The organism is Microbacterium oryzae (assembly GCF_009735645.1).
GTDB lineage: Bacteria > Actinomycetota > Actinomycetes > Actinomycetales > Microbacteriaceae > Microbacterium > Microbacterium oryzae.
This window is the reverse complement of record NZ_CP032550.1, coordinates 1862418-1883432: the sequence shown is the minus strand read 5'-3', so window position 1 is coordinate 1883432 and position 21015 is coordinate 1862418. Positions and strand designations below refer to the sequence as shown.

The window sequence follows — 21015 nt, the reverse complement described above, 5'->3', positions numbered from 1 at the left end:
CCATGACCAAGCTCTCCATGAACGTCACGACGACCTTCTACGGCAACGTCGTCAACGACATCGCCGTCGCGAAGGCCGCCGGATACGGGGGCATCGAGCTGCAGAGCCCGAAGCTGTACCGCTACCTCGATGCCGGCTACGCCGTCGAGACGCTGCCGCCGCTGCTCGAGGGGCTCGAGGTGACCGGCATCGGCGCGGTCCTCGACCTCGAGCGGCAGGGCGACGCGCGCGCGGACTTCCTCGCCGAGGTCGAGCGGATGGCCGACATCGCCGTCGTCGTGGGTGCGCCGATCCTGCAGCTGTGCACGGGACCCGTGGACTGGGAGGTCGTGAAGGACTTCCGCGCGGGCCGGCTCTCGGCCGACGACCTGCGCTACCGGGGCACGCTGGGCCTGTCGGAGAGCGACGCCCTCGACGCGGCGGCGACGAACGTGCGCGAGGCGGCCGACATCGTCGCGGACCGCGGCCTGGACCTGTACCTCGAGCCGCTCGCGTGGTCGAACCTCAGCCGGCACCGCCACTCGCTGGAGATCATCGAGCGCGCCGGCCGCGACAACGTCGGCATCGCGCTCGACACGTGGCACTACTGGACGACGGGCGACACCCTCGAGGAAGTCGCGGCGACGCCGAAGGAGCTCATCAAGGCCGCGCACATCTCGGATGGCCTGGGTCTCGATCGCGAGAGGGACGTCCCGGATCAGAGCGTGCACCGCAACGTGATGATCGGAGGCGGGGCCATCCCCCTGCAGGAGTGGATCGACGCGATCAAGTCGACCGGCTACGACGGCTGGTGGGTGTCGGAGATGTTCTCCGACAAGGCCAACGAGCACGACTTCCTCGAGGTGGCAACGACCATCCGCGGCCTGCTCCACATCCTCGTCTCCTGAAAGGCTCCCTCATGCAGCGCTTCGCTCTCATCGGCGCCGGGTTCATCGGGTCTGTCCACGCCCAGAGCCTCGCAGCCCACCCGGATGTCGACTTCCGGCTCGTCTACGACGTGGACTTCGGCCGCGCGGAGGCGCTCGCCGGGCGGCACGGCGCCCGTGCCGCCCGCACGCTCGCCGACGCGTTCGATCCCGCCGAGGTGGACGCGGTCTTCATCGCCTCCTCCACCGACACGCACGCGGAGAACCTGCGTCGTGCCGCGGACGCGGGCCTCGCCGCCCTCGTGGAGAAGCCCATCGACCTCGACCTCGCGCGCGCGGCGGAGACCGTCGCGTACGTCGAGCGGGCGGGCATCCCCGTCATGGTCGACTTCAACCGGCGCTTCGACCGCGACCACGCCGAGCTCAAGCGCCTGGTCGACGCGGGGGAGGTGGGCGACGTCGCGCTCGTGCAGCTGACCTCCCGCGGCCCCGCGCTGCCGCCGCTGGAGTACCTCAAGGTCTCGGGCGGCCAGATGCGCGACCAGACCGTGCACTTCTTCGACCTCGCGCGGTGGATCACGGGGCTCGACCCGGTCGAGGTCTTCGTCGCGGGATCCGCGCTCGCCGACCCGCGGGTGGCGGAGATCGGCGACGTCGACACGTCGGCGGCGACCCTGCGGCTCTCGAGCGGCGCGCTCGTGCAGATCGACAGCGTGCGGCACACCGGCTACGGGTACGACGAGCGCATCGAGGTGCTGGGCTCCGAGGGGATGGCCGAATCCGGCCGCATGCGCGCGGGCGGCGTCACGCGCTTCCGCGGCCCGCACGCGACGTCGGACGGCCTGCATGCCGGATGGTTCGAGCGCGTGCAGCCGACGTACGCGGCCGCGCTGGGCGCGTTCGTGTCGGCGCTGGAGACCTCGGCGCCGATGCCCGCCACGCTCCGCGACGGGCTGGCGGCGCAGGCCATCGCGGAGGCGGCGGCGCGCTCGCTCATCACCGGCCGTGCGGAGGCCATCGACCTCGCACTCTGACCGCAGACACGAGAACGGCCGCAGCTCCTCGGAGCTGCGGCCGTTCTCGTGCGGGGGATCAGCGACGACGACGGGGAGCGGTGTTCTCCTCGACCGTGCGGATGGCCTCGGTGCGGCCGCCGAACTCCTTGAGCTCGTGGCTGAGCTCGGCGAGCTCGTCGCCGCCCGCCATCTGCCGGGTGAGCTCGTCGAGGGTGACCTCGTCGCGCGTGCGGTCGAGGACCGCCTGCCCGAGCTTGAGGATGACGAAGTGGTCGCCGACGAGGTAGGCGTGGTGCGGGTTGTGCGTGATGAAGACCACGCCGAGGCCCGCGTCGCGCGCCGCGGCGACGTACTTGAGCACGACGCCCGACTGCTTGACGCCGAGGGCGGCCGTCGGCTCGTCGAGGATGAGCACCTTCGCGCCGAAGTACACGGCGCGGGCGATCGCCACGCACTGACGCTGGCCGCCGGAGAGGGTGCCGATGGGCTGGTCGAGGTCCTTCACGACGATGCCCATCTTGCGCAGCTCGGCGTCGGCGATCGCCTTCATGTCGCGGATGCGCATGCCGGCGAGCGGGAACTTCGATCCGACGAGCTCCGACCCGAGGAAGAAGTTGCGCCACACCTCCATGAGCCCGACGACCGCGAGGTCCTGGTACACGGTCGCGATGCCCTGCGCGAGCGCCTCACGCGGCGAGCTGAACGAGGCCTCCTCGCCGTTCACGATCAGACGCCCCTCCGTGTGCGGGTGGAGCCCGGCCATGATCTTAATGAGCGTCGACTTGCCGGCGCCGTTGTCGCCGAGCACGCAGGCGACCTCGCCGGCGTTGACCGTCAAGTTGATGCCCTTGAGCGCGCGGATGGCGCCGTAGCTCTTCCCGACGTCCTGCATCTGGATGAGCGGCTTGTGGGTCTGCAGGGTCTCCGACATGGCGATCAGCCCACCTTCCTGGTCGTCGAGAGCTTCTTGACGTAGAGGTTCACGAGCACGGCGAGCACGAGCATGACGCCGAGGAACGCGCGGAACCAGTTCGGGTCCCACCCGGCGTAGACGATGCCGAGCGAGGTCATGCCGAAGATGAACGCGCCGATCGCGACGCCGATCGCGTTGCCGAAGCCGCCAGTGAGGAGCGTGCCGCCCACCACCGCGGCGATGATGTAGAGGAACTCGTTGCCGACGCCGTTGCCCGCCTGCAGGGTGTTGAAGCGGTAGAGCGTGTGCATGCCGACGAACCAGCCGAGGAACGACACCGTGATGAACAGGCCGATCTTCACGCGCATGACGGGAACGCCGACCGCGCGGGCGGACGCGTCGTTGCCGCCGACGGCGTAGATCCAGTTGCCGATCCGCGTGCGCTGGAGCACCCAGGCCGCCAGGGCGACGAGGAGCAGCCAGTAGATGACGCTGTTCCAGATGGTGATCCCCCCGATGCGGAACGATCCGGCGAAGATCGTGTGCATGAGGTCGTAGCCGTCCATCTGCGAGATGTTCGGGCTCGCCACCGCTCCCGTCACGAGCTTCGTCACGCCGAGGTTCACGCCCTGAAGGATGAAGAACGAGCCGAGTGTGATGAGGAAGCTGGGGATGCCCGTGCGCATCACCAGATAGCCGTTCACGAAGCCCACGAAGAGGCAGAAGACGAGCGACACCACCGCGCCGACGATGAGGTTGATGCCGAGGTAGTACGAGAACAGGGCGTTGAAGAGCCCGGCGCTCGTGACGATGACGCCGGCGGAGAGGTCGAACTCGCCGCCGATCATCAGCAGGCCCACCGCGACGGCGACGATGCCGATCGTGGAGGCCTGGTACAGGACGGTGAAGAGCGCGTCGGGCGAGCGGAACGACGGCGCCACGACGAGGAAGAAGATGAAGATCAGCACGGCGGCGACGGCCGCGCCGACCTCCGGCCGCGCGAGGATGCGGTTGGACCAGCCGAGCTTCACGCGATTCGAGGACTCATGCGGCGCGCTGACCGGCGCCTGCGTGGTGGCCTGACTCATGAGGGACTCCTAGGGGGTAGGGGTGGGTGAGCGGGGGCGCCGAGGGCGCCCCCGCTCACCAGGTGAGAGGTCAGCGCGTGTTGTTCTCGGCGAACGGGAGGATGGTGTCGATGTTCGTCGAGTCGACGAACGAGGGACCGGTGAGGACGGGCTGGCCGCCGCCGATGTCGTTGCCGTTCTTCAGGTTCAGGTAGAGCGACGTGACCGCGAGGTAGCCCTGCACGTAGGGCTGCTGGTCGATCGAGAACTCGATCTCGCCGTCCTTGATCGCCTGCGCGGCGTCGACGTTGAGGTCGAACGTGACGAGCTTCGCCTCGCTGCCCGACTGCTCCATCGCGTCGAGCGCGTCGATGGCGATCGGGGCGCCCAGGGTCACGATGTAGTCGATCGACGGGTCCTGCTGCAGCTTGGCCTGGAGGCTCGCGACGACCGCCGAGTCGTCGGCGCCGTTGACCTGGATGTTCTCGGTGCCGGGCGCACCTTCCTTCACGCCCGCGCAGCGCGCCTCGAGCGCGACGGAGCCGGCGGCCTGGATGACGCAGAGCGGGTGCTTGCCGCCGTCCTCGGTGATGCGCTCGCCCGCCGTGCGACCGGCGAGGGTCTCGTCCGAGCCGAAGTACATCAGCGCGCCGACGTCCTTGTACTGGTCGATGCCGGAGTTGAAGCCGACGATCGGGATGCCCGCCTCGCCCGCCGCCTGGACCGACGACGCCAGCGCGTCGGGGGTCGCGAGCGTGGTCGCGATGCCGTCGACGTCGGAGTCGATGGCGGTCTGGATGAGCTGCGCCTGCTTGTCGGCTGCCGGGTCGTTCGAGTACTGCAGCTTGGCGCCGGTGTCCTTCGCGGCCTGCTCCGCGCCCGCGCGGATCTTGTCCCAGAACGTGTCGCCGGGGGTCTCGTGCGTGACCATGGCGAAGGTGTAGCCCGAGTCGCCTCCGCCGCCGCCGGAGCCGTCTCCGCCGGCCTCCGGCTGCGCCCCGCCGCCACTGCAGGCGGTGAGGGCGAACACGGCGACCAGTGCGCCGGCGCCGAGGATCTTTCGGGGGGTGGTGAGCTTCATGGTGGTCCTTCCAGGGATACGTCGAGGGCTGCTTCGCCCTGCGACCGACCGTCACCGCTTCCACGCGGTGGACATAAGAGTGACCGGAACGCTCGACGCTGTCAAGTTTTTGTCTTGACATTGTGTCAATTCCGTTACCAGGGGCTCGCCTACGATGACCGGATGGGTCGGGCACGTGAATCGCGGGCGGTCACGATGGACGATGTGGCGCGCGAGGCCGGCGTCTCGCGCGCACTGGTGTCGCTCGTCATGCGCGGGTCGCCCAAGGTCGCGGAGGCGACGCGCCGCCGCGTGCAGGAGGTCGCCGGTCGCCTCGGGTACTCGCCCAACCGTCTCGCCAGTCGGCTCGCGAGCAAGCGGACCGGCGCCGTGGGGGTGTATCTGCTCGATGTGCACAACCCGGTGTTCGCCGACATCTACGACGGCATCGCCGAGGCGGTCGCCGATGCGGGCGTGCAGCTCATGGTCTCCCTCGGCTCGTCGACATCCGCATCGACGGCGGCTTCGGAGCGCGCCGCCATCGCGTCGTTCGCCGACCTGCGCGTGGACGGGATTCTCGTGGCCGGCTACATGGGCACCGGGCGGGAGCTGCTCGCCAGTGCGGGCGAGACGCCGGCGGTCGCCCTCACCCGGCTGCTCGACGGCGTCGACTCGGTGGCGGCGGACGAGGTCCGCGGGGGCGAGCTCGCCGTCGAGCATCTCCATGCCCTCGGTCATCGCGGGATCGCGCACATCGCCGTGCCGCAGGGATCGCCCTACGGTGATCGGCGCGCCGGGTACGCGAGCGCGGCGCGCCGGCTGGGCCTGCGCGAACTCGTGGTCGAGGAGGAGATGACGGAAGCGGGCGGGCGTCGGGCGATGGAGATGCTGCTCGGCCTCTCCGAGACTCCGAGCGCGGTCTTCGCCAACAACGACCTGTCGGCGCTCGGCGCGATGAGCGCCGTGCGCGCGGCGGGCCTGCGCGTGCCCGAGGACGTGTCGGTTCTCGGCTACGACGACACCGCGCTCGCCGCGTCTGACCTCGTGCAGCTGAGCTCCATCGACCAGCACAGCCGCGAGATCGGCCGGCTCGGCGCCGCTCGGCTGCTGAGCCGGCTGGCCGGGGAGGCGCTGCCGCCCCAGGGGGCGCTCGCCCCGCGGCTCATCCCGCGCGCGAGCACGGCGCCCCCGCCAGCGCTGCACTGACCATCAGCGCAGCGGGATGCTCGCCCGATGGGCGGCCTCGCGCAGGGTCGCCGCGGCCTCCTCGACGCCGAGCCGCGGGTCGACGGCGTGGTCCTCGTGCTCGATGCTGAGGGTGCCGTCGTAGCCGGCGGCACGCAGCGCCGCCATGAACCGCGCCCAGTACTCGACATCGTGCCCGCGCCCGACGGTGACGTAGTTCCACGAGCGCTCGGCGACCGGCAGCACGGTGAGGGTCTCCACGCGCGATCGGACCGCCACGGACTCCTCGATGCGGGTGTCCTTGGCATGCACGTGGTGGATGGCGCCGGACAGCTCCTGGATCGCGGCCAGGGGGTCGGCGCCCATCCAGAAGAGATGGCTCGGGTCGAGGTTCGCGCCGACGATCGGCCCGACGGCGTCGCGCAGCCGCTGCAGGCTCGGCACGCTGAAGACCAGCTGGTTCGCGTGCATCTCGACCGCGAGCTTCGTCACGCCCTGCTCCGTCGCGAAGCGCGCGAGGTCCTCCCAGTACGGCAGTGCCACGTCCGTCCACTGGCGCTCGAGGATCTCCGTCGTCTCCGGCGGCCAGGAGGTGGTGATCCAATTCGGCGTCGCATCTCCTGGTGCGCCGGCGGGCAGGCCAGACATGAGCACCACGGTGTCGACGCCGAGGGCGCCCGCCAGCCGGATGGTGCCGCGCACGAGAGCGTCGTTGCGCTCGCCCTCGCGCGGGTGGAGCGGGTTGCCGCTGGCGTTCAGCGCGGAGAGCGCGAGGCCATGGCCATCCAGCTCGTGCTCGAGCGCGGCGCGCGCGGGTGCGGAGGCCAGCAGCTCCTCGAGGTCGAGATGCGGAGACGTCGACCAGTCGCCCGCCGCGAACTCGAGGCGGGTCGCGCCGATCGCGGCCGCTGCGTCGAGGGCGTCCTTCCTGTCGAGGTGTCCGAGGCTGTCCGTCAGCAGGCCGATCTCCATGTGCGCTCCTTCGCGTGGGGGTGAGAATCCCGAATTGTCTTGACATGGCTATTAGAACGCTCTAACTTCGCAGACGCAAGGGTGCGACGAAAGGCGAGGCGATGGTGTCGGAGACGGATGGCGGACGCACGGTCCGCGTGGGGCTGATCGGGGCGGGGATGGCCGGGCAGGCGCACGCCTTCGGCTACCGGAACGCGTCGATGGGCGACGCGCTGCGCGGCGTGACGGTGGAGCTCGCGCACGTGGTCGACGCCGTCGCCCCACTCGCCCAGGACGTCGCGGAGCGCTACGGCTTTCGCCGCTGGGGAACCTCCGTCGACGAGCTGCTGGCGGATCCATCGATCGATGCGGTGAGCGTGGCGCTGCCCAACAATCAGCACCTCGACGTGCTCGCTCGCGTGCTCGCCTCGGGCAAGCACGTGCTGACCGAGAAGCCCCTCGGGCTCGACGGCGATCAGGCAGCCAGACTCGCCGAGCTCGCCGCCGCCCCCGAACGCGCGGGGGCGGTCGACGCGGTCGGGTTCTCATACCGACGGCTGCCGGGGCTGGCGGCGCTGCGCACGGCGGTCGCAGACGGGGTGATCGGTGCGATCCGCCACTTCGAGACGACGTACTACTGCCATCACGCGGCCGACGCGGCCGACCCGTTCACGTGGCGCTTCGACCGAGCCGCCTCCGGTGGCGGGGCGCTCATCGATCTCGGGCTCCACGCGATCGATGCGGTCGAGTTCGCGGTCGGCCCCATCGCCGAGGTCGCGGCCGCCCGCTTCGCGACCGTCATCCCCGAGCGGATGGACCGTGACGGCACGCCGCATCCCGTCACCAACGACGACATGGCCGCGCTGCTGCTGGTCGCCGGCGACGGCGCGCTGGGCACGCTGCAGGCGAGCCGGGTCGCCCACTCGACGCCGAACTCGCTGTCGATCCGCGTGTTCGGCGAACGGGGGATGGCGAGCTTCAGCACCGAGGACCTCAACGCGCTCTGGCTGCACGAGGCGGGAGGCGATGCGCGCTTCGACGGGCCTCGGCGCATCATCACCGGCCCGCTGCATGGCGCCTACGCCGACGTGTCCTCCTTCCGCTCGCGGGGAGTGGGCACCGGGTACGGCGAGGCGTTCATCGCGCAGGTGCAGGCGTTCCTCGGCTGCATCCTGACGGGAACTCCGTCGGAGACGCCGTTCGCCGCGGCCGCCCGCACCATGCGCGTGCTCGACGCGGCTGGTGAGGCGGCCGCCACCGGAGCGGCCGCGCGCATCCCCGGCGAGTCCGCGGCATGACCGCGCTCCCCGCGCCGCGCATCCCCTCGCCGGTCGATGCGCCCGCACTCCGCTGGGGGATCATGGGCCCTGGCCGCATCGCCGACGTGCTCGCGCGCTCCCTGTGCGAGCACACGCGTCAGCGCCTGTCGGCGGTGGCCTCGCGGTCGGAGGAGCGGGGCGCGGAGTTCGCGCGCCGCCACGGCATCCCGCGCGTGCACGCGTCCTACGAGGCCCTGGCAGCCGATCCCGATATCGACGTGATCTACATCGCGACGCCCAACCCGTTACATGCGCGCTGCGCGCTGCTCGCCATCGAGGCGGGGAAGCACGTCGTCGTCGAGAAGCCCTTCGCCATGGACGGTCCGGAGGCGGAGCGGGTCGCCGAGGCCGCGGCACGGCGCGGCGTCTTCGCGATGGAGGCGATGTGGCCGCGGTTCCTGCCGGCGATGGACGTCGTGCGGCAGGTTCTCGCCGACGGGCTCATCGGCGAGCCGCGGGCGCTCGTCGCCGACCTGGGGGAGTACTTCCCGCCCGATCCGCAGGGGCGGCTCTTCGACCCCGCCCTGGGAGGGGGAGCGCTCTACGACCTCGGCGTCTACCTCGTGTCCTTCGCCTCGTTCGTCCTCGGCGGGCCCGACCGGGTGCTCGCGTCGGGCTCGTTCACCGATACCGGGGTGGACGCGCAGAGCAGCATCGTCCTGCGTGGACCCGGCGGACGTCAGGCCCATCTGTTCACGACCCTGGAGGGGCCGACCGGGACGGCTGCGACGATCACGGGCACCGCCGGCGTCCTGCGGCTCGCCTCGCCGTTCTACCTGCCCGGCTCGGTCGAGCTCATCGGCCATCCCGACGTCGCCGGCGCCTCCCGCTCCGCCGAGGCCCGATTCCCGCAGGCGCGGCCCGACGAGGGGCTGTGCTTCGAGGCGGCCGAGGCGGCACGGTGCATCGCATCCGGCGCGATCGGCACACCGCTCATGCCGTTGGCGGAGACGGTCGACATCGCCCACACGATGGACCGCATCCGCAACGAGCTGGTAAAGGACAGTATGTCTATTTGACGTGACAAAGTTTCGGTGGCAGGATATGGCGCAAGCGAGCGTCGGTCGGATGGCGCATCGGACGAAGGAGTCATCATGGCAAGTGCACATTCGGGGGGTTCCAGTACGAGCCTTCCTCCGCTCACCGGAGGACCGCACCGCAAGCGGCTGGGCCTCGTCGCCCTCATCGCCACCTTCGGCGGCCTGCTCTTCGGCTACGACACGGGCGTCATCAACGGCGCGCTCGTTCCCATGTCGGAGGAGCTCGGCCTCAACGCCTTCACGGAGGGCGTCGCGACCAGCTCGCTCATCTTCGCCGCCGCCATCGGCGCGATGTTCGGCGGGCGTCTCTCGGATGGCTGGGGCCGCCGGAAGACGATCATCCTGCTGGCAGTGCTCTTCTTCGCCGGCACGCTGTTCGTCGTCTTCACGCCCAACCTCGCCGTGCTCGTCGTCGGTCGCGTGATCCTCGGCCTCGCGGTGGGCGGCGCGTCCACCGTCGTGCCGGTCTTCCTCGCCGAGCTCGCGCCGTATGAGATCCGCGGTTCGCTCGCGGGCCGCAACGAGCTCATGATCGTGACCGGCCAGCTGGCCGCGTTCGTCATCAACGCCGTCATCGGCAACCTCTACGCCGGCGCGGACCACGTCTGGCGCATCATGTTCGCCATCTGCGCCATCCCCGCCATCGCGCTCTTCTTCGGCATGCTGCGCATGCCGGAGTCCCCGCGGTGGCTGCTCGAGAAGGGCCGCAACGCCGACGCGCTCGCGGTCCTCAAGACCGTCCGGTCCGAGGACCGCGCCCAGGCCGAGATCGCCGACCTCGAGCGCATCGCCGCCGAGGAGAAGGCGGAGGGTCAGCTCGGATGGCGCGCCATCCTCAGCAACAAGAACCTCTCGCGCATCCTCCTCGTCGGCATCGGGCTCGGCATCGCGCAGCAGCTCACCGGCATCAACTCGATCATGTACTTCGGCAACACGGTGCTCACCGAGTCGGGCTTCGAGGAGGGTGCGGCGCTCATCGCCAACATCGCGCCCGGCGTCATCGCCGTGGTCGGCGGCATCATCGCCCTCGCCATGATGGACCGCCTCGACCGTCGGACGACGTTCGCGATCGGCCTCACGCTCACCACGACGTGCCACCTGCTCATCGGCGTCGCCTCGATGGTCCTGCCCGCCGGCAACCCGCTCCGCCCCTGGGTCATCCTCTTCCTCGTGGTGGCGTTCGTCGGCTCGATGCAGACGTTCCTCAACATCGCGGTGTGGGTGTACCTGTCGGAGATCTTCCCGCTCCACATGCGCGGCGTGGGCATGGGCATCTCGGTCTTCATGCTGTGGATCGTCAACGGCTTCCTCTCGCTGTACTTCCTCTCGCTCGTCGAGGCCGTCGGCATCACCGGGACGTTCTTCCTGTTCGCCGCCGTCGGGGCGCTCGCGCTCATCTTCGTCATCACCCAGGTGCCGGAGACGCGCGGTCGCACCCTCGAGTCCCTCGAGGAGGACGTCACCACTGGCGCGATCTACACGGTGCGCGCGCGCTCGCCGCGCCGCTGACCCTCGCACGCAGAAGGGGCCCGATCCGGTTCATTCGCCGGATCGGGCCCCTTCTCTCGTGCTCACAGGGTGATCGAACGCCCCTCGGCATCGCTCTGCCGCGCCGCGTCCAGCACCTCGATGGTGTGGACGGCCTGCTCCAGCGTGACCGAGAACGGCGATCCGCTCTCCAGCGCGGCGTGCAGGCCGCGGTAGTAGTCGCTGTAGTCGCCCGCGGCGCTGGGAACCGGCCGATGGCCATCCGCCGTGCCCAGCACACCCCAGCGCTCCTCCGCCTCGACGCCCCACGCCTCGGACGTGAGCGGTCGGTCGCCCGCGACGACGGCCTCGTACTGCACATCGGCCATCCGGGAGGTATAGGAGCCGCCCTCGCCGTAGACGATGAGCTCGCGCTCGCCGAGCCGATTGATCTTGCTCGCGCTGACCGTGCTGAAGGTGCCGCTTCGGTGGTGCAGACCGAGCGAGAAGCCCACGTCCGCGCGCTCGCCGTCCACGTCCACCCAGTCGAGGTGCCCGTCCACGCGGGCGACCGGGCCGAAGAGGTGCGTCGCCTGGTCGACGAGGTGCGCCCCGAGGTCGCGCAGCAGGCCGCTCGCGGGGCCCGTCTCGAGCACCCCTGGTGCGTCCTGGTCCATGCGGTTCACGAAGCGCTGCACCCCGCCGAGCTCGCCGCTTGCGAGCACGGTCTCGAGGGTGCGGATGTCGGTGTCCCAGCGGCGGTTGTGGAAGACCGTGAGCGTGCGCCCCGCGGCGGTGGCAGCGGCCGCGAGCTCCCGCGCGGCGGGCGCGTCGGGAGCGAACGGCTTGTCGGCGACGACGTGCACGCCGCGCTCCAGTGCGCGGAGCACCAGCTCGCGACGCGTGTCGGCCGGCGTGGTGAGGACGACGGCGTCGACGCCGGCGTCGATGAGGTCATCGAGGCTGTCGAATGCCGCGGTTCCCGGGGCGTCGACAGCGAGCTCCGCGCGGCGCTCGGCGGAGCGCGTGACGACCCCCACGAGATCCCACTCGGTGGCTGCCTGGATATAGGGGAGGTGGAAGAGGCGTCCTCCGACGCCGAAGCCCACGAGTCCGATGCGCATGGATGCGGTCCTTTCTGACCTCTCGACTCTTCCGGCCCGACTTTGTCCTGTCAATACTTGACAGGGGCGCGGTCCCCATGACAGAATGTCCTTACAAACGAGTCACGTCGTCAGGAGCCCGCCATGCCTCTCGTCCGCATCGACCACAGCGACGCCCGCACCAATCCCACGGAGATCGCCACGGCCATCCATGACGCGATCGTCTCGGTCTACGGCATCCCGGAGCGCGATCGCTTCCAGGTGATCACGTCGCGCCCCGCCACGACGATCATCGCGGAGGACGCCGGCCTCGGCTTCGAGCGGACCGACCCGGTGATCATCCAGATCTTCACGCAGCGCGGTCGCGCGACCGATCAGAAGCAGCGCCTCTATGCCGCCATTGCCGATGCGCTGGAGCCGGTCGGTGTCGCCCCGCAGGACGTCTTCATCGGCTATGTCGAGAACGGCGCCGAGGACTGGAGCTTCGGCTTCGGGCGCGCGCAGTACCTGACGGGAGAGCTCACCGTCCCCGGCGCGTGATCGCCGCTCGCCCCGTCCTTCACCGCGCCGCTAGGGTGGGTGGGGGAGGTGCGGTGGGACGGAACGCCGATGCGATCGAGGAGGGTCTCGCGATCGCGCATGCCGCCGCACGACTCGCGGTGAAGAACAGGATCCTCGTCAGCACGATCTCGCTGGACGAGGCGTTCGACGCGACCCACTTCCTGCCGGCGGCTCGCGAGGCGATCACCTCGCTCGCGGATGAGTCGGAGCAGGCCGCGCAGGAGATCTCGCGCCTGCGCAAGGCGGCCTGGGGGCGGCACACGCAGTCGCGCGGCACGCACGACTACCGCGACCGCGATGTGCGCAACCTCCGTCGTCGCGCCAAGCAGTACGTCGGGGTCGCCAAGGCGCTGCGCGCGGAGCTCGAGGACGAGGCGAATCTCCTCGCGCTCGTCGAGCAGTCGCGCGAGGCGGCCTGGGGCGACATCGCCTCCACCCTCGACAATCGCCTCCGCGTGGAGGCCATGCGTCCCGACGAGGACCCGAACTACGCCTCGATGCGCGAGGCGCGGATGCAGGCGCTGCGGCTCGTCGACCTGCAGAAGCTCGCGGTGGAGACCAAGGAGCGCCGCAGCGAGGCCGAGTCGGCCGACACCGCCTGAGTGCGACGCGCCCGGGGTGTCCGCCCCGATTTGTGAGTGCGCTCGACCGCGTTGTATGCTCATACGGTTGCTTCGGCAGCGGAGATTGCGCCCGTAGCTCAATGGATAGAGCATCTGACTACGGATCAGAAGGTTAGGGGTTCGAGTCCCTTCGGGCGCACATCACACAGAACGGCCCCCGCTTCGGCGGGGGCCGTTCTGCTTTGCCAATGGGGTTCAGTGGCGCTCGCGCACGGCTGCGTCGCGGATGTCCGTCGCCCGTGGGACGCTCGCCGCATGAGAGCACAGGAGCTTGATGGCGCACGGAGGTCCCACCGCGAACACGGAATCGGGATGAAGAAGTTCGCGCGGATACGGGGTACCGCCACCGGGCTGACGCGAATCTATTACGTCGACGACCCCGACGACTGGGAGCGGATCAAGGACTGTGCCGCCGGACAGCTCGGGTGCCATGTCGGAGATTGCGCTGCCGTGTACAAGAAGCCCATCGAGAACAAGACCGGCACCCGCTATCTCGCAGCGATGCCGGGAAGAGGTTGCGAGCACGGTCTGGCGCGGCCCGATCTCGGTGGCGGCAGGATGTCCGACGAGCATCTCTGGATTCAGCACCGCCTCCTGAAGGTTCTGTCGATGATCGTCACCGAGGTCTTCCCTGATAGGCCGGACGAGCCGGTCCTCGAGCATCCGGCAAGTCATGCCGACGTGTACGTGGTGCAGACGAAGCTCGCGCTCGAGGTGCAGCGCTGGCCGACGGACTTCCGGGAGAGGACGGCCGCTCGGCAGCAGGACGGAGGCCAGGTCATCTGGCTCGTCACGCAGAAGCTGGCCCCCCGCGCCTGGAGAGCTGGGGTCTTCACGGATGTTCCCGCGGTCACCATCGCATATGAGGACCCTCACGACCGGGAGCGGCTGCTGACACCGTGGGCTTCGCGCGCGGACCACCGCGCTGCGCGCCTGAAGGTGTACGGAAATGTCGCACGTCTGCACCGAGGGCAGCTCGTCACCGGACGCGAAGACGCATTCATGTTCCTCCGGGAGGTGATCGAGGGGGAGCGAGTTTGGTATCCAGCGACGTCGAGGCTGATCGTGAGGGGCAAGACGGCGCACTACGGTATCTGGGCCCGGCCCGAGGACGTCTCGGGTGGCAGGTGGAAACCTGCAGTGGGGCGCATTTCACGCAGAACGGCCCCCGCTTCGGCGGGGGCCGTCCTGCGTGGGCGATGGGTTCAGCGGCGCTCGCGCACGGCCTCGCCGGCGCGCCACTCCTCCCAGCCGGGCTCGCCCGCCATGAAGCGCTCGATCTCGTCCTGGGAGGCGGTGAGCTTCGGATCGTGCTTGAGGTACGCCCGAGTCTCGCGCGCGACGAGGCCCGAGAGGATGAGCAGCCCGATGAGGTTCGGCAGCGCCATGAGGCCGTTCATCACGTCGGAGAACGCCCACACCACGCCGAGCTGCGTCGTGCAGCCGATGAACACCACGAGCGAGAAGACGATGCGGAAGGGAAGGACCGCCCGCCGCCCCAGGAGCTTCTCGATGTTGCGCTCGCCGTAGTACGACCATCCGAGGATCGTCGAGAACGCGAACATGACCAGCGCGAGCGTCACCACCCAGTGACCCCACTCGCCGGGCAGGCCGTGGGTGAACGCCTCGCCCGTCATGAGCGACGCGTCGATCTGCGCGCCGGCGTCGTCGGTGAGCCGGTAGGCGCCCGTGGTGATGATGACGAGGCCGGTCATCGAGACCACGATGATCGTGTCGATGAACGTCTGCGTCATCGACACGAGGCCCTGGCGCACCGGGTGGCTCGTCTGCGCGGCGGCGGCGGCGATCGCCGCCGAGCCCATGCCGGACTCGTTGGAGAAGATGCCGCGCGCGACGCCGAACTGGATGGCGACGATGATGACCGATCCGGCGAACCCGCCGGCGGCCGCGCTGCCGGTGAAGGCGTCGTGGAAGATCGTCGCGAAGGCCGCGGGCACGTCGGCGATGTTGGCGATGAGGATGTAGAGCGCGCCGATGACGTAGAAGACGATCATGATCGGCACGAAGCCTGCCGTCACACGTCCGATCGACTTGATGCCGCCGACGAGCACCGCGAGCGCGATGATCGTGAGCACGACGCCGGTCACCCACGTCGGGATCGAGAAGCTGCGCTCGAGGTTCGCCGCGACCGAGTTGCCCTGCGTCATGTTGCCGATGCCGAAGCACGCGAAGATCGTGAAGATCGTGAAGGCGAAGGCGAGCACCTTGCCGAATCCGTTGCGGATGCCGCGCTCGAGGTACTGCTGCGGCCCGCCGTTGCGCTCGCCGGCCGCATCGGTGGTGCGATAGCGGACGCCGAGGAACGCCTCCGAGTACTTCGACGCCATGCCGAGGAGGCCCGTCACCCACATCCAGAACAGGGCTCCGGGGCCGCCGATGCCGATGGCGGTCGCGACGCCGACGATGTTGCCCGTGCCGACCGTGGCCGCGAGCGCCGTGGTCAGCGCCTGGAACTGCGAGATGTCGCCCTCGGCGCCGCGGTCCTTCCGGCGCAGGAGCCCGAGGCTCAGCGCCGGACCGAGGCGCACGAACTGGAGGCCGCCCAATCGGATGGTGAGGTACAGCCCGGTGCCCAGAAGAAGGGGGATGAGGAGCCACGGTCCCCAGATGACGCTGCTGAGCTGTTCGAGGAACGCCTGGATCGTGTCGAGCATTCGTCTGCCTTTCCTGCCCGCGCGCCGTCGCGCACGGCTTCTCCGGCAGAGTCTATGAGCACGGCCGGGCCTCCGTGGCACAGCGGGGCGGCGCGGTCAACCTCCCGAGGTTCTCCCGGCGGTTCGGGCAGGATGGTCGAGACGCGCTCGCGACGACAGGAGACCTGCGATGTTCGGAAGGCAGCGGCCTCGCACCCAGGCCACGCAAGCGGTGACGATGAACTCCGCGCACACGCCGCGACGGCTCTGGTCCGACGGGTTCGGCACCCTGGCGACCCGGTCCATCCAGCTGATCGCCGTGGTCATCCTGGCCGCGGGCCTCGTGGTGACGTTCCGCTCGCTGTCGCTGGTGTTCATCCCGGTGCTCCTCGCGCTCATCTTCGCGTGCGCCTTCGAGCCGCTCATGGCACGGCTGCGGCCTCGACTGCGTCCGACGCTGTCGACGATCATCGTGCTGCTCGCGATCGTGCTCATTGTGGGCGGGCTCGGCTGGGCGATGGTCTCGGCGGTCCGCCACCAGTGGGACGACCTGTACGAGCAGGCGCAGGCCGGCGTGCAGCAGGTGATCGCTTGGGTGCAGACGCTGCCCTTCGCGCCCGATCAGGAGCAGATCGACGAGTGGTTCGCCACGGTCACCGACTTCATCACGAGCGCGCAGTTCGGCCAGACGGTGGGCTCCGGCGCAGTCGCCGGCGTCGGCGCGCTGGCGAACTTCGTCACCGGCTTCGTGCTGCTCGTGGTGGTGCTGTTCTTCTTCCTCAAGGACGGCCCGGAGCTGTGGCGCTTCCTCACCCGCCCGTTCGAGGGCGAGTGGTACGCCCGGGTGCGCCGTGCCGGTTCGAAGACCGTCGACACCTTCGGCGCCTACCTCCGCGGCACCGCCGCCGTCGCCGCGGTCGACGCCATCGGCATCGGCATCGGCCTCCTCGTCCTGGGGGTGCCGCTGGCGTTCCCGCTGACGATCCTCGTGTTCCTGCTCGCCTTCATCCCGATCGTCGGCGCGACCGTGGCCGGCATCCTCGCCGCGCTCGTGGCGCTGGTCGCCAACGGTCCGGTGGTGGCCCTCATCGTCATCGCCATCGTGGTGGTGGTGAACCAGCTGGAGGGCAACTTCCTGCAGCCGCTCCTGATGGGGCGCGCGCTCAAGCTGCACTCGCTCGTCGTGCTGATCGCCCTGACCGTCGGCACCGTGCTCGGCGGCATCCTCGGCGCCGTCCTCGCCGCGCCGTTCGCCGCGGTCGTCTGGGGCATCGTGCAGGTGTGGGACGGCCCGGAGACGCCCGCGCGCTGGGCTCGCGACAACAAGAAGCCCGCCGTCAGGACCTGACGGCGGGCTCCTCGGAGTCGAGCGGATGGGCTCCGAGCGGGGCGGCTCGAGCGGGATCAGCCGCCGAGCGCGGCGGTGACGACCGCGCGGGCCTCCTCCTGCACCTGGCGCAGGTGCTCCTCGCCGCGCAGGGACTCCGCGTACAGCTTGTAGACGTCCTCGGTGCCCGACGGGCGCGCGGCGAACCACGCGTGCTCGGTCTGCACCTTGAGGCCGCCGATCGCCGCGCCGTTGCCCGGCGCGTGCGAGAGCTTCGCCGTGATGGCTTCGCCCGCGAGCTCCGACGCCGAGACGTCGTCGGGGGAGAGGGCCTTCAGCGCCGCCTTCTGCTCGGTGGAGGCCGGGGCATCCACGCGCTGGTATGCGGATGAGCCGTACTCGGCTTCGAGCTCCGCGTAGCGCTGCGAGGGGGTCTTGCCGGTGACGGCGAGGATCTCCGCGGCCAGCAGGCAGAGGAGGATGCCGTCCTTGTCGGTCGTCCAGACGGTGCCGTCCATGCGGAGGAACGACGCACCGGCGGACTCCTCGCCGCCGAACGCGACGGAGCCGTCCAGCAGGCCGGGGACGAACCACTTGAAGCCGACCGGCACCTCGAGCAGGTTGCGGCCGAGGGCGGCGGTCACCTTGTCGATCATCATCGAGGAGACGAGGGTCTTCCCGACGGCTGCCTCCGGCGCCCATCCGGGCCGGTGCGAGAAGAGGTAGTCGATCGCGACGGCGAGGTAGTGGTTGGGGTTCATGAGCCCCGCATCGGGCGTGACGATGCCGTGCCGGTCGGAGTCCGCGTCGTTGCCGGTGAGGATGTCGTACTCCGCGCGCTTGGCGACGAGCGAGGCCATCGCCGAGGGGGAGGAGGGGTCCATGCGGATCTTCTCGTCCCAGTCCAGCGTCATGAAGCGCCAGGTCGGGTCGACGTCGGGGTTCACGACCGTGAGGTCGAGGCCGTGCATCTCGGCGATGAGCGCCCAGTACTCGACCGAGGCACCGCCGAGCGGGTCGGCGCCGATGCGCACGCCGGCCTTGCGAATGGCCTCGATGTCGATGATCGAGGCGAGGTCGCGCACGTAGGCCTCGCGGAAGTCGTACTGGCCGAGCGTGTCCGCGTCGAGGTCGGCGAACCGCACGCGCTTGACGGCCTCGAGGCCGTCGGCGATGAGCGCGTTCGCACGGTCGGCGATCCAGCCCGTGGCGTCGGTGTCGGCGGGGCCGCCGTGCGGCGGGTTGTACTTGAAGCCGCCGTCGGCCGGCGGGTTGTGGCTGGGGGTCACGACGATGCCGTCGGCACGACCCGGGTCGTCGATCGCGCGGCCCCGGTTGTACGCGAGGATCGCGTGGCTGAGTGCGGGGGTCGGCACCCACGAGTCGCGGGAGTCGACGCGCACGTCGATGCCGTTCGCGACGAGCACCTCGATCGCGCTGCGCTCGGCCGGCAGTGACAGGCCGTGGGTGTCGCGTCCGAGGAAGAGCGGACCGGCGATGCCCTGCTCGGTGCGGTAGTCCACGATCGCCTGCGTGGTGGCGAGGATGTGGTTCTCGTTGAAGCTCGTGTGAAGGCTCGACCCGCGATGGCCGCTCGTGCCGAACGCCACCTGCTGCGCGGGGACCGAGGGATCCGGCTGGCGGTCGTAGTAGGCGGAGATCAGCTCGTCGACATCGATGAGGTCGGATGCTTCTGCGGGGAGTCCGGCACGGCTCGTCATAGGGCAAGTCTGCCCCGTCTGCGCCCTTCGTGCACAGCACCGCGTCTCGGACGCGCCGGTGCGCCCTCTAGGCTGATCGTCATGTCGACGGATGCCCCCGAACGCCGGACGTACAGCTACCTCGGCCCCGCGGGCACCTTCACGGAGGCCGCGCTGGCCCAGGTGCCCGAGGCGCGCGGTCAGATCTGGCGCCCGGTGAGCAACGTCGGCCAGGCCCTGTCAGACGTCGTGTCGGGCCGCAGCGACGCCGCGATGATCGCCATCGAGAACTCGGTCGAGGGCGGCGTCTCCAGCGCCCAGGACGCGCTGGCGACCACCCCGAACCTCCGCATCGTGGGCGAGTACCTCGTGCCGGTGCGGTTCTGGCTCGTCGGCCACCCCGGGGCGACCCTGGACGACATCCGCGCCGAGGGCGTGGCGGGCATCGCCGCGCATCCTGTCGCCTACGCGCAGTGCCTGACGTGGCTCGGCGAGAACCTGCCGGCGCACGAGCACGTCGTGGCCTCGAGCAACGTCGCGAGCGCGATCGGCATGCTCGACGGCAGCCTGCCCGCGCACGCGGCGATCGTCGCGCCCGGCGTGGCCCTCCACCACGATGTCGAGGTGCTGGCGGAGGACATCGGCGACAACGAGCAGGCCGTCACGCGGTTCGTGCTCGTGACGAGCACGGTCGCGCCCGCCGCGCCCACCGGTGCGGACAAGACCTCGCTGGTGGCCGAGCTGCCGAAGGACGAGCCCGGCGCGCTGCTGGAGCTGCTCGAGCAGTTCTCCACGCGCGGCATCAACCTCAGCCTGCTCGAGTCCCGCCCCGTGGGCGACGAGCTCGGCCGGTACCGCTTCGTCATCGATGCGGATGGCCATGTGTTCGACGAGCGGATGGCCGACGCGCTCATGGGGTTGCGTCGCTTCAGCCCGAACGTGGTCTTCCTGGGCTCGTACCCGCGCGCCGACCGGCAGGTCGTGCACTACCCGGAGCGCTACGGCGACGAGGCCTTCGTCGAGGCGCGCGACTGGCTGCGCGCGCTTCTGGCCGGCGAGCCCGAGGCGTAGCCCCGGGGCTCACCGGCCGACCGAGGTCGGCTCAGCGGATCAGACGAGCTCGGCGGCGAGGCGCTCGATCGTCTCCACGCGGCCGGGGGCGGCGTCGAGGGGGTCGGTGTCGTACGAGCCGGCGGCGGGCGAGATCATGACCTCGTCGACGCCGTGCTGCGCACCGAAGGCCCGAAGCTCCGCCGCGACGGAGGCGGAGGTGCCGACGAACCACCGCGCGCGGCCCTGCTGCACGAGCGAGTCCTCGAGCGGGTCGGATGGCGCGGCCAGCACCTCGTCGATGGTCTCGATGGGGCGCATCGGCTTGTTCGTGCGCAGGCGCGCGAACTGCCGCAGCTGGGGGAGGGCGCGGCGCTCGGCCTCCTCCTGCGTCTCGGCGACGACCACGTTGGCGGTGATGAACGACTTCGGCGCATCGAGCCACGCGCTCGGGCGGAACTGGTTGCGGTACAGCGCCATCGCGCGCTCGAGGCCCTCGCCCGCGAAGTGGTTGGCGAACACATACGGCAGACCCATGCTCGCGGCGAGCTGCGCGGAGTAGTCGCTCGATCCGAGCAGCCACACCTCCGGGGTGCCGGTCGCGGCGGGGGTGGCATGCACCTGGTATTCGCCGCCGGACGTGAAGCGCACCGTCGCGCCCTCGGGGCTCATGATCGAGAGGATGTCGGCGACGTTGTCGGGGAAGCGCTCCGCCTCGCTCGTCGTGCCGGACCGCCGCAGCAGCTGCGTGATCACCGGGTCGCTGCCGGGGGCCCGGCCGAGGCCGAGGTCGATGCGGCCCGGGGCCAGCGCCTCGAGGGCCGCGAACTGCTCGGCGACGATGAGCGGCGAGTGGTTGGGAAGCATGACGCCGCCGGAGCCGATGCGGATGCGGGAGGTGCGCGCGGCGGCGGCCGCGATGAGGACGGGCGGCGTCGTCGACGCCACGGCCGGCATGTTGTGGTGCTCGGCGAACCAGTACCGACGCAAGCCGAGCTCGTCGGCGCGCTGGGCCATCCGGAGCGATGCGGCGATCGCCTGGGAGCTGGATTGCCCCGTGCGCACGGACACGAGATCGAGGACGGACAGGGCGGGAGCGGGTGCGTCGGACAT

General features: G+C 70.3%; 19 protein-coding genes and 1 tRNA gene. 11 read left to right on the top strand and 9 right to left on the bottom strand.

Annotated features, from left to right (window positions below; all coding sequences use genetic code 11):
* Nucleotides 1-2: 2 nt before the first annotated feature.
* A complete protein-coding gene (locus D7D94_RS08770) occupies nt 3-887 on the top strand; it encodes a sugar phosphate isomerase/epimerase family protein (protein ID WP_156242253.1) in 885 nt (294 codons plus the stop codon).
* Nucleotides 888-898: 11 nt separating this feature from the next.
* Nucleotides 899-1900: a Gfo/Idh/MocA family protein gene (locus tag D7D94_RS08765; RefSeq protein ID WP_156242252.1), complete on the top strand. Its 1002-nt coding sequence runs from the start codon at nt 899-901 to the stop codon at nt 1898-1900.
* Nucleotides 1901-1958: 58 nt separating this feature from the next.
* Here D7D94_RS08765 and D7D94_RS08760 read toward each other — a convergent pair whose 3' ends face one another.
* From D7D94_RS08760 to D7D94_RS08750, 3 genes are all read right to left on the bottom strand, one after another.
* A complete protein-coding gene (locus tag D7D94_RS08760; RefSeq protein ID WP_156242251.1) occupies nt 1959-2813 on the bottom strand; it encodes an ATP-binding cassette domain-containing protein in 855 nt (284 codons plus the stop codon).
* Between the two features lie 5 nt (nt 2814-2818).
* A complete protein-coding gene (locus D7D94_RS08755; RefSeq protein ID WP_156242250.1) occupies nt 2819-3883 on the bottom strand; it encodes an ABC transporter permease in 1065 nt (354 codons plus the stop codon).
* A gap of 70 nt (nt 3884-3953) precedes the next feature.
* Nucleotides 3954-4943 (bottom strand): substrate-binding domain-containing protein, encoded by a 990-nt coding sequence (locus D7D94_RS08750; RefSeq protein WP_156242249.1) that lies wholly within the window; start codon nt 4941-4943, stop codon nt 3954-3956.
* 162 nt (nt 4944-5105) lie between these two features.
* Here D7D94_RS08750 and D7D94_RS08745 point away from each other — a divergent pair, with 162 nt between their 5' ends.
* Nucleotides 5106-6128, top strand: coding sequence for a LacI family DNA-binding transcriptional regulator (locus D7D94_RS08745; protein WP_156242248.1), 1023 nt, complete (start codon nt 5106-5108; stop codon nt 6126-6128).
* 3 nt (nt 6129-6131) lie between these two features.
* On the opposite strand, the gene D7D94_RS08740 is transcribed toward D7D94_RS08745, so the two are convergent.
* Entirely contained in the window at nt 6132-7079 is a 948-nt protein-coding gene (locus D7D94_RS08740; RefSeq protein ID WP_156242247.1) for a sugar phosphate isomerase/epimerase family protein, read from the bottom strand.
* Between the two features lie 101 nt (nt 7080-7180).
* On the opposite strand from D7D94_RS08740, the gene D7D94_RS08735 reads away from it, so the two are divergent.
* The 3 genes from D7D94_RS08735 (at nt 7181) to D7D94_RS08725 (ending at nt 10926) form a co-directional block, all read left to right on the top strand.
* Complete coding sequence (locus D7D94_RS08735; protein ID WP_156242246.1) at nt 7181-8356, top strand: Gfo/Idh/MocA family protein; 1176 nt, start codon at nt 7181-7183, stop codon at nt 8354-8356.
* Nucleotides 8353-9396, top strand: coding sequence for a Gfo/Idh/MocA family protein (locus D7D94_RS08730; protein WP_156242245.1), 1044 nt, complete (start codon nt 8353-8355; stop codon nt 9394-9396). Before D7D94_RS08735 ends, D7D94_RS08730 begins: the two co-directional genes overlap by 4 nt.
* Before the next feature lie 75 nt (nt 9397-9471).
* Nucleotides 9472-10926 (top strand): sugar porter family MFS transporter, encoded by a 1455-nt coding sequence (locus D7D94_RS08725; protein WP_156242244.1) that lies wholly within the window; start codon nt 9472-9474, stop codon nt 10924-10926.
* A gap of 62 nt (nt 10927-10988) precedes the next feature.
* Here D7D94_RS08725 and D7D94_RS08720 read toward each other — a convergent pair whose 3' ends face one another.
* Nucleotides 10989-12008 carry a Gfo/Idh/MocA family oxidoreductase gene (locus tag D7D94_RS08720; RefSeq protein WP_156242243.1) on the bottom strand — a complete coding sequence of 340 codons (1020 nt, stop codon included), beginning with the start codon at nt 12006-12008 and terminating at the stop codon, nt 10989-10991.
* Nucleotides 12009-12131: 123 nt separating this feature from the next.
* Here D7D94_RS08720 and D7D94_RS08715 point away from each other — a divergent pair, with 123 nt between their 5' ends.
* From D7D94_RS08715 to D7D94_RS08705, 3 genes are all read left to right on the top strand, one after another.
* A complete protein-coding gene (locus D7D94_RS08715; RefSeq protein ID WP_156242242.1) occupies nt 12132-12527 on the top strand; it encodes a tautomerase family protein in 396 nt (131 codons plus the stop codon).
* 53 nt (nt 12528-12580) lie between these two features.
* Nucleotides 12581-13150, top strand: a complete 570-nt coding sequence (locus tag D7D94_RS08710; protein WP_156242241.1) for an asparagine synthase — start codon at nt 12581-12583, stop codon at nt 13148-13150.
* A gap of 87 nt (nt 13151-13237) precedes the next feature.
* Nucleotides 13238-13310: transfer RNA gene (locus tag D7D94_RS08705), tRNA-Arg, on the top strand.
* 56 nt (nt 13311-13366) lie between these two features.
* Here D7D94_RS08705 and D7D94_RS08700 read toward each other — a convergent pair.
* Both D7D94_RS08700 and D7D94_RS08695 read right to left on the bottom strand, forming a co-directional pair.
* Entirely contained in the window at nt 13367-13834 is a 468-nt protein-coding gene (locus tag D7D94_RS08700; RefSeq protein ID WP_156242240.1) for a hypothetical protein, read from the bottom strand.
* Nucleotides 13835-14376: 542 nt separating this feature from the next.
* Nucleotides 14377-15846 (bottom strand): alanine/glycine:cation symporter family protein, encoded by a 1470-nt coding sequence (locus tag D7D94_RS08695; RefSeq protein WP_156242239.1) that lies wholly within the window; start codon nt 15844-15846, stop codon nt 14377-14379.
* Nucleotides 15847-16063: 217 nt separating this feature from the next.
* Between D7D94_RS08695 and D7D94_RS08690 the strand changes: the two genes are divergently transcribed.
* Nucleotides 16064-17173, top strand: coding sequence for an AI-2E family transporter (locus tag D7D94_RS08690; RefSeq protein WP_246171742.1), 1110 nt, complete (start codon nt 16064-16066; stop codon nt 17171-17173).
* Nucleotides 17174-17229: 56 nt separating this feature from the next.
* Here the strand turns inward: D7D94_RS08690 and pgm are convergent, their stop codons facing one another.
* Nucleotides 17230-18873, bottom strand: a complete 1644-nt coding sequence (pgm, locus tag D7D94_RS08685; RefSeq protein WP_156242237.1) for a phosphoglucomutase (alpha-D-glucose-1,6-bisphosphate-dependent) — start codon at nt 18871-18873, stop codon at nt 17230-17232.
* Nucleotides 18874-18954: 81 nt separating this feature from the next.
* On the opposite strand from pgm, the gene pheA reads away from it, so the two are divergent.
* Nucleotides 18955-19923: a prephenate dehydratase gene (gene pheA / locus D7D94_RS08680; protein ID WP_156242236.1), complete on the top strand. Its 969-nt coding sequence runs from the start codon at nt 18955-18957 to the stop codon at nt 19921-19923.
* Nucleotides 19924-19962: 39 nt separating this feature from the next.
* Here pheA and D7D94_RS08675 read toward each other — a convergent pair whose 3' ends face one another.
* Nucleotides 19963-21015, bottom strand: coding sequence for an LLM class flavin-dependent oxidoreductase (locus D7D94_RS08675; RefSeq protein WP_156242235.1), 1053 nt, complete (start codon nt 21013-21015; stop codon nt 19963-19965).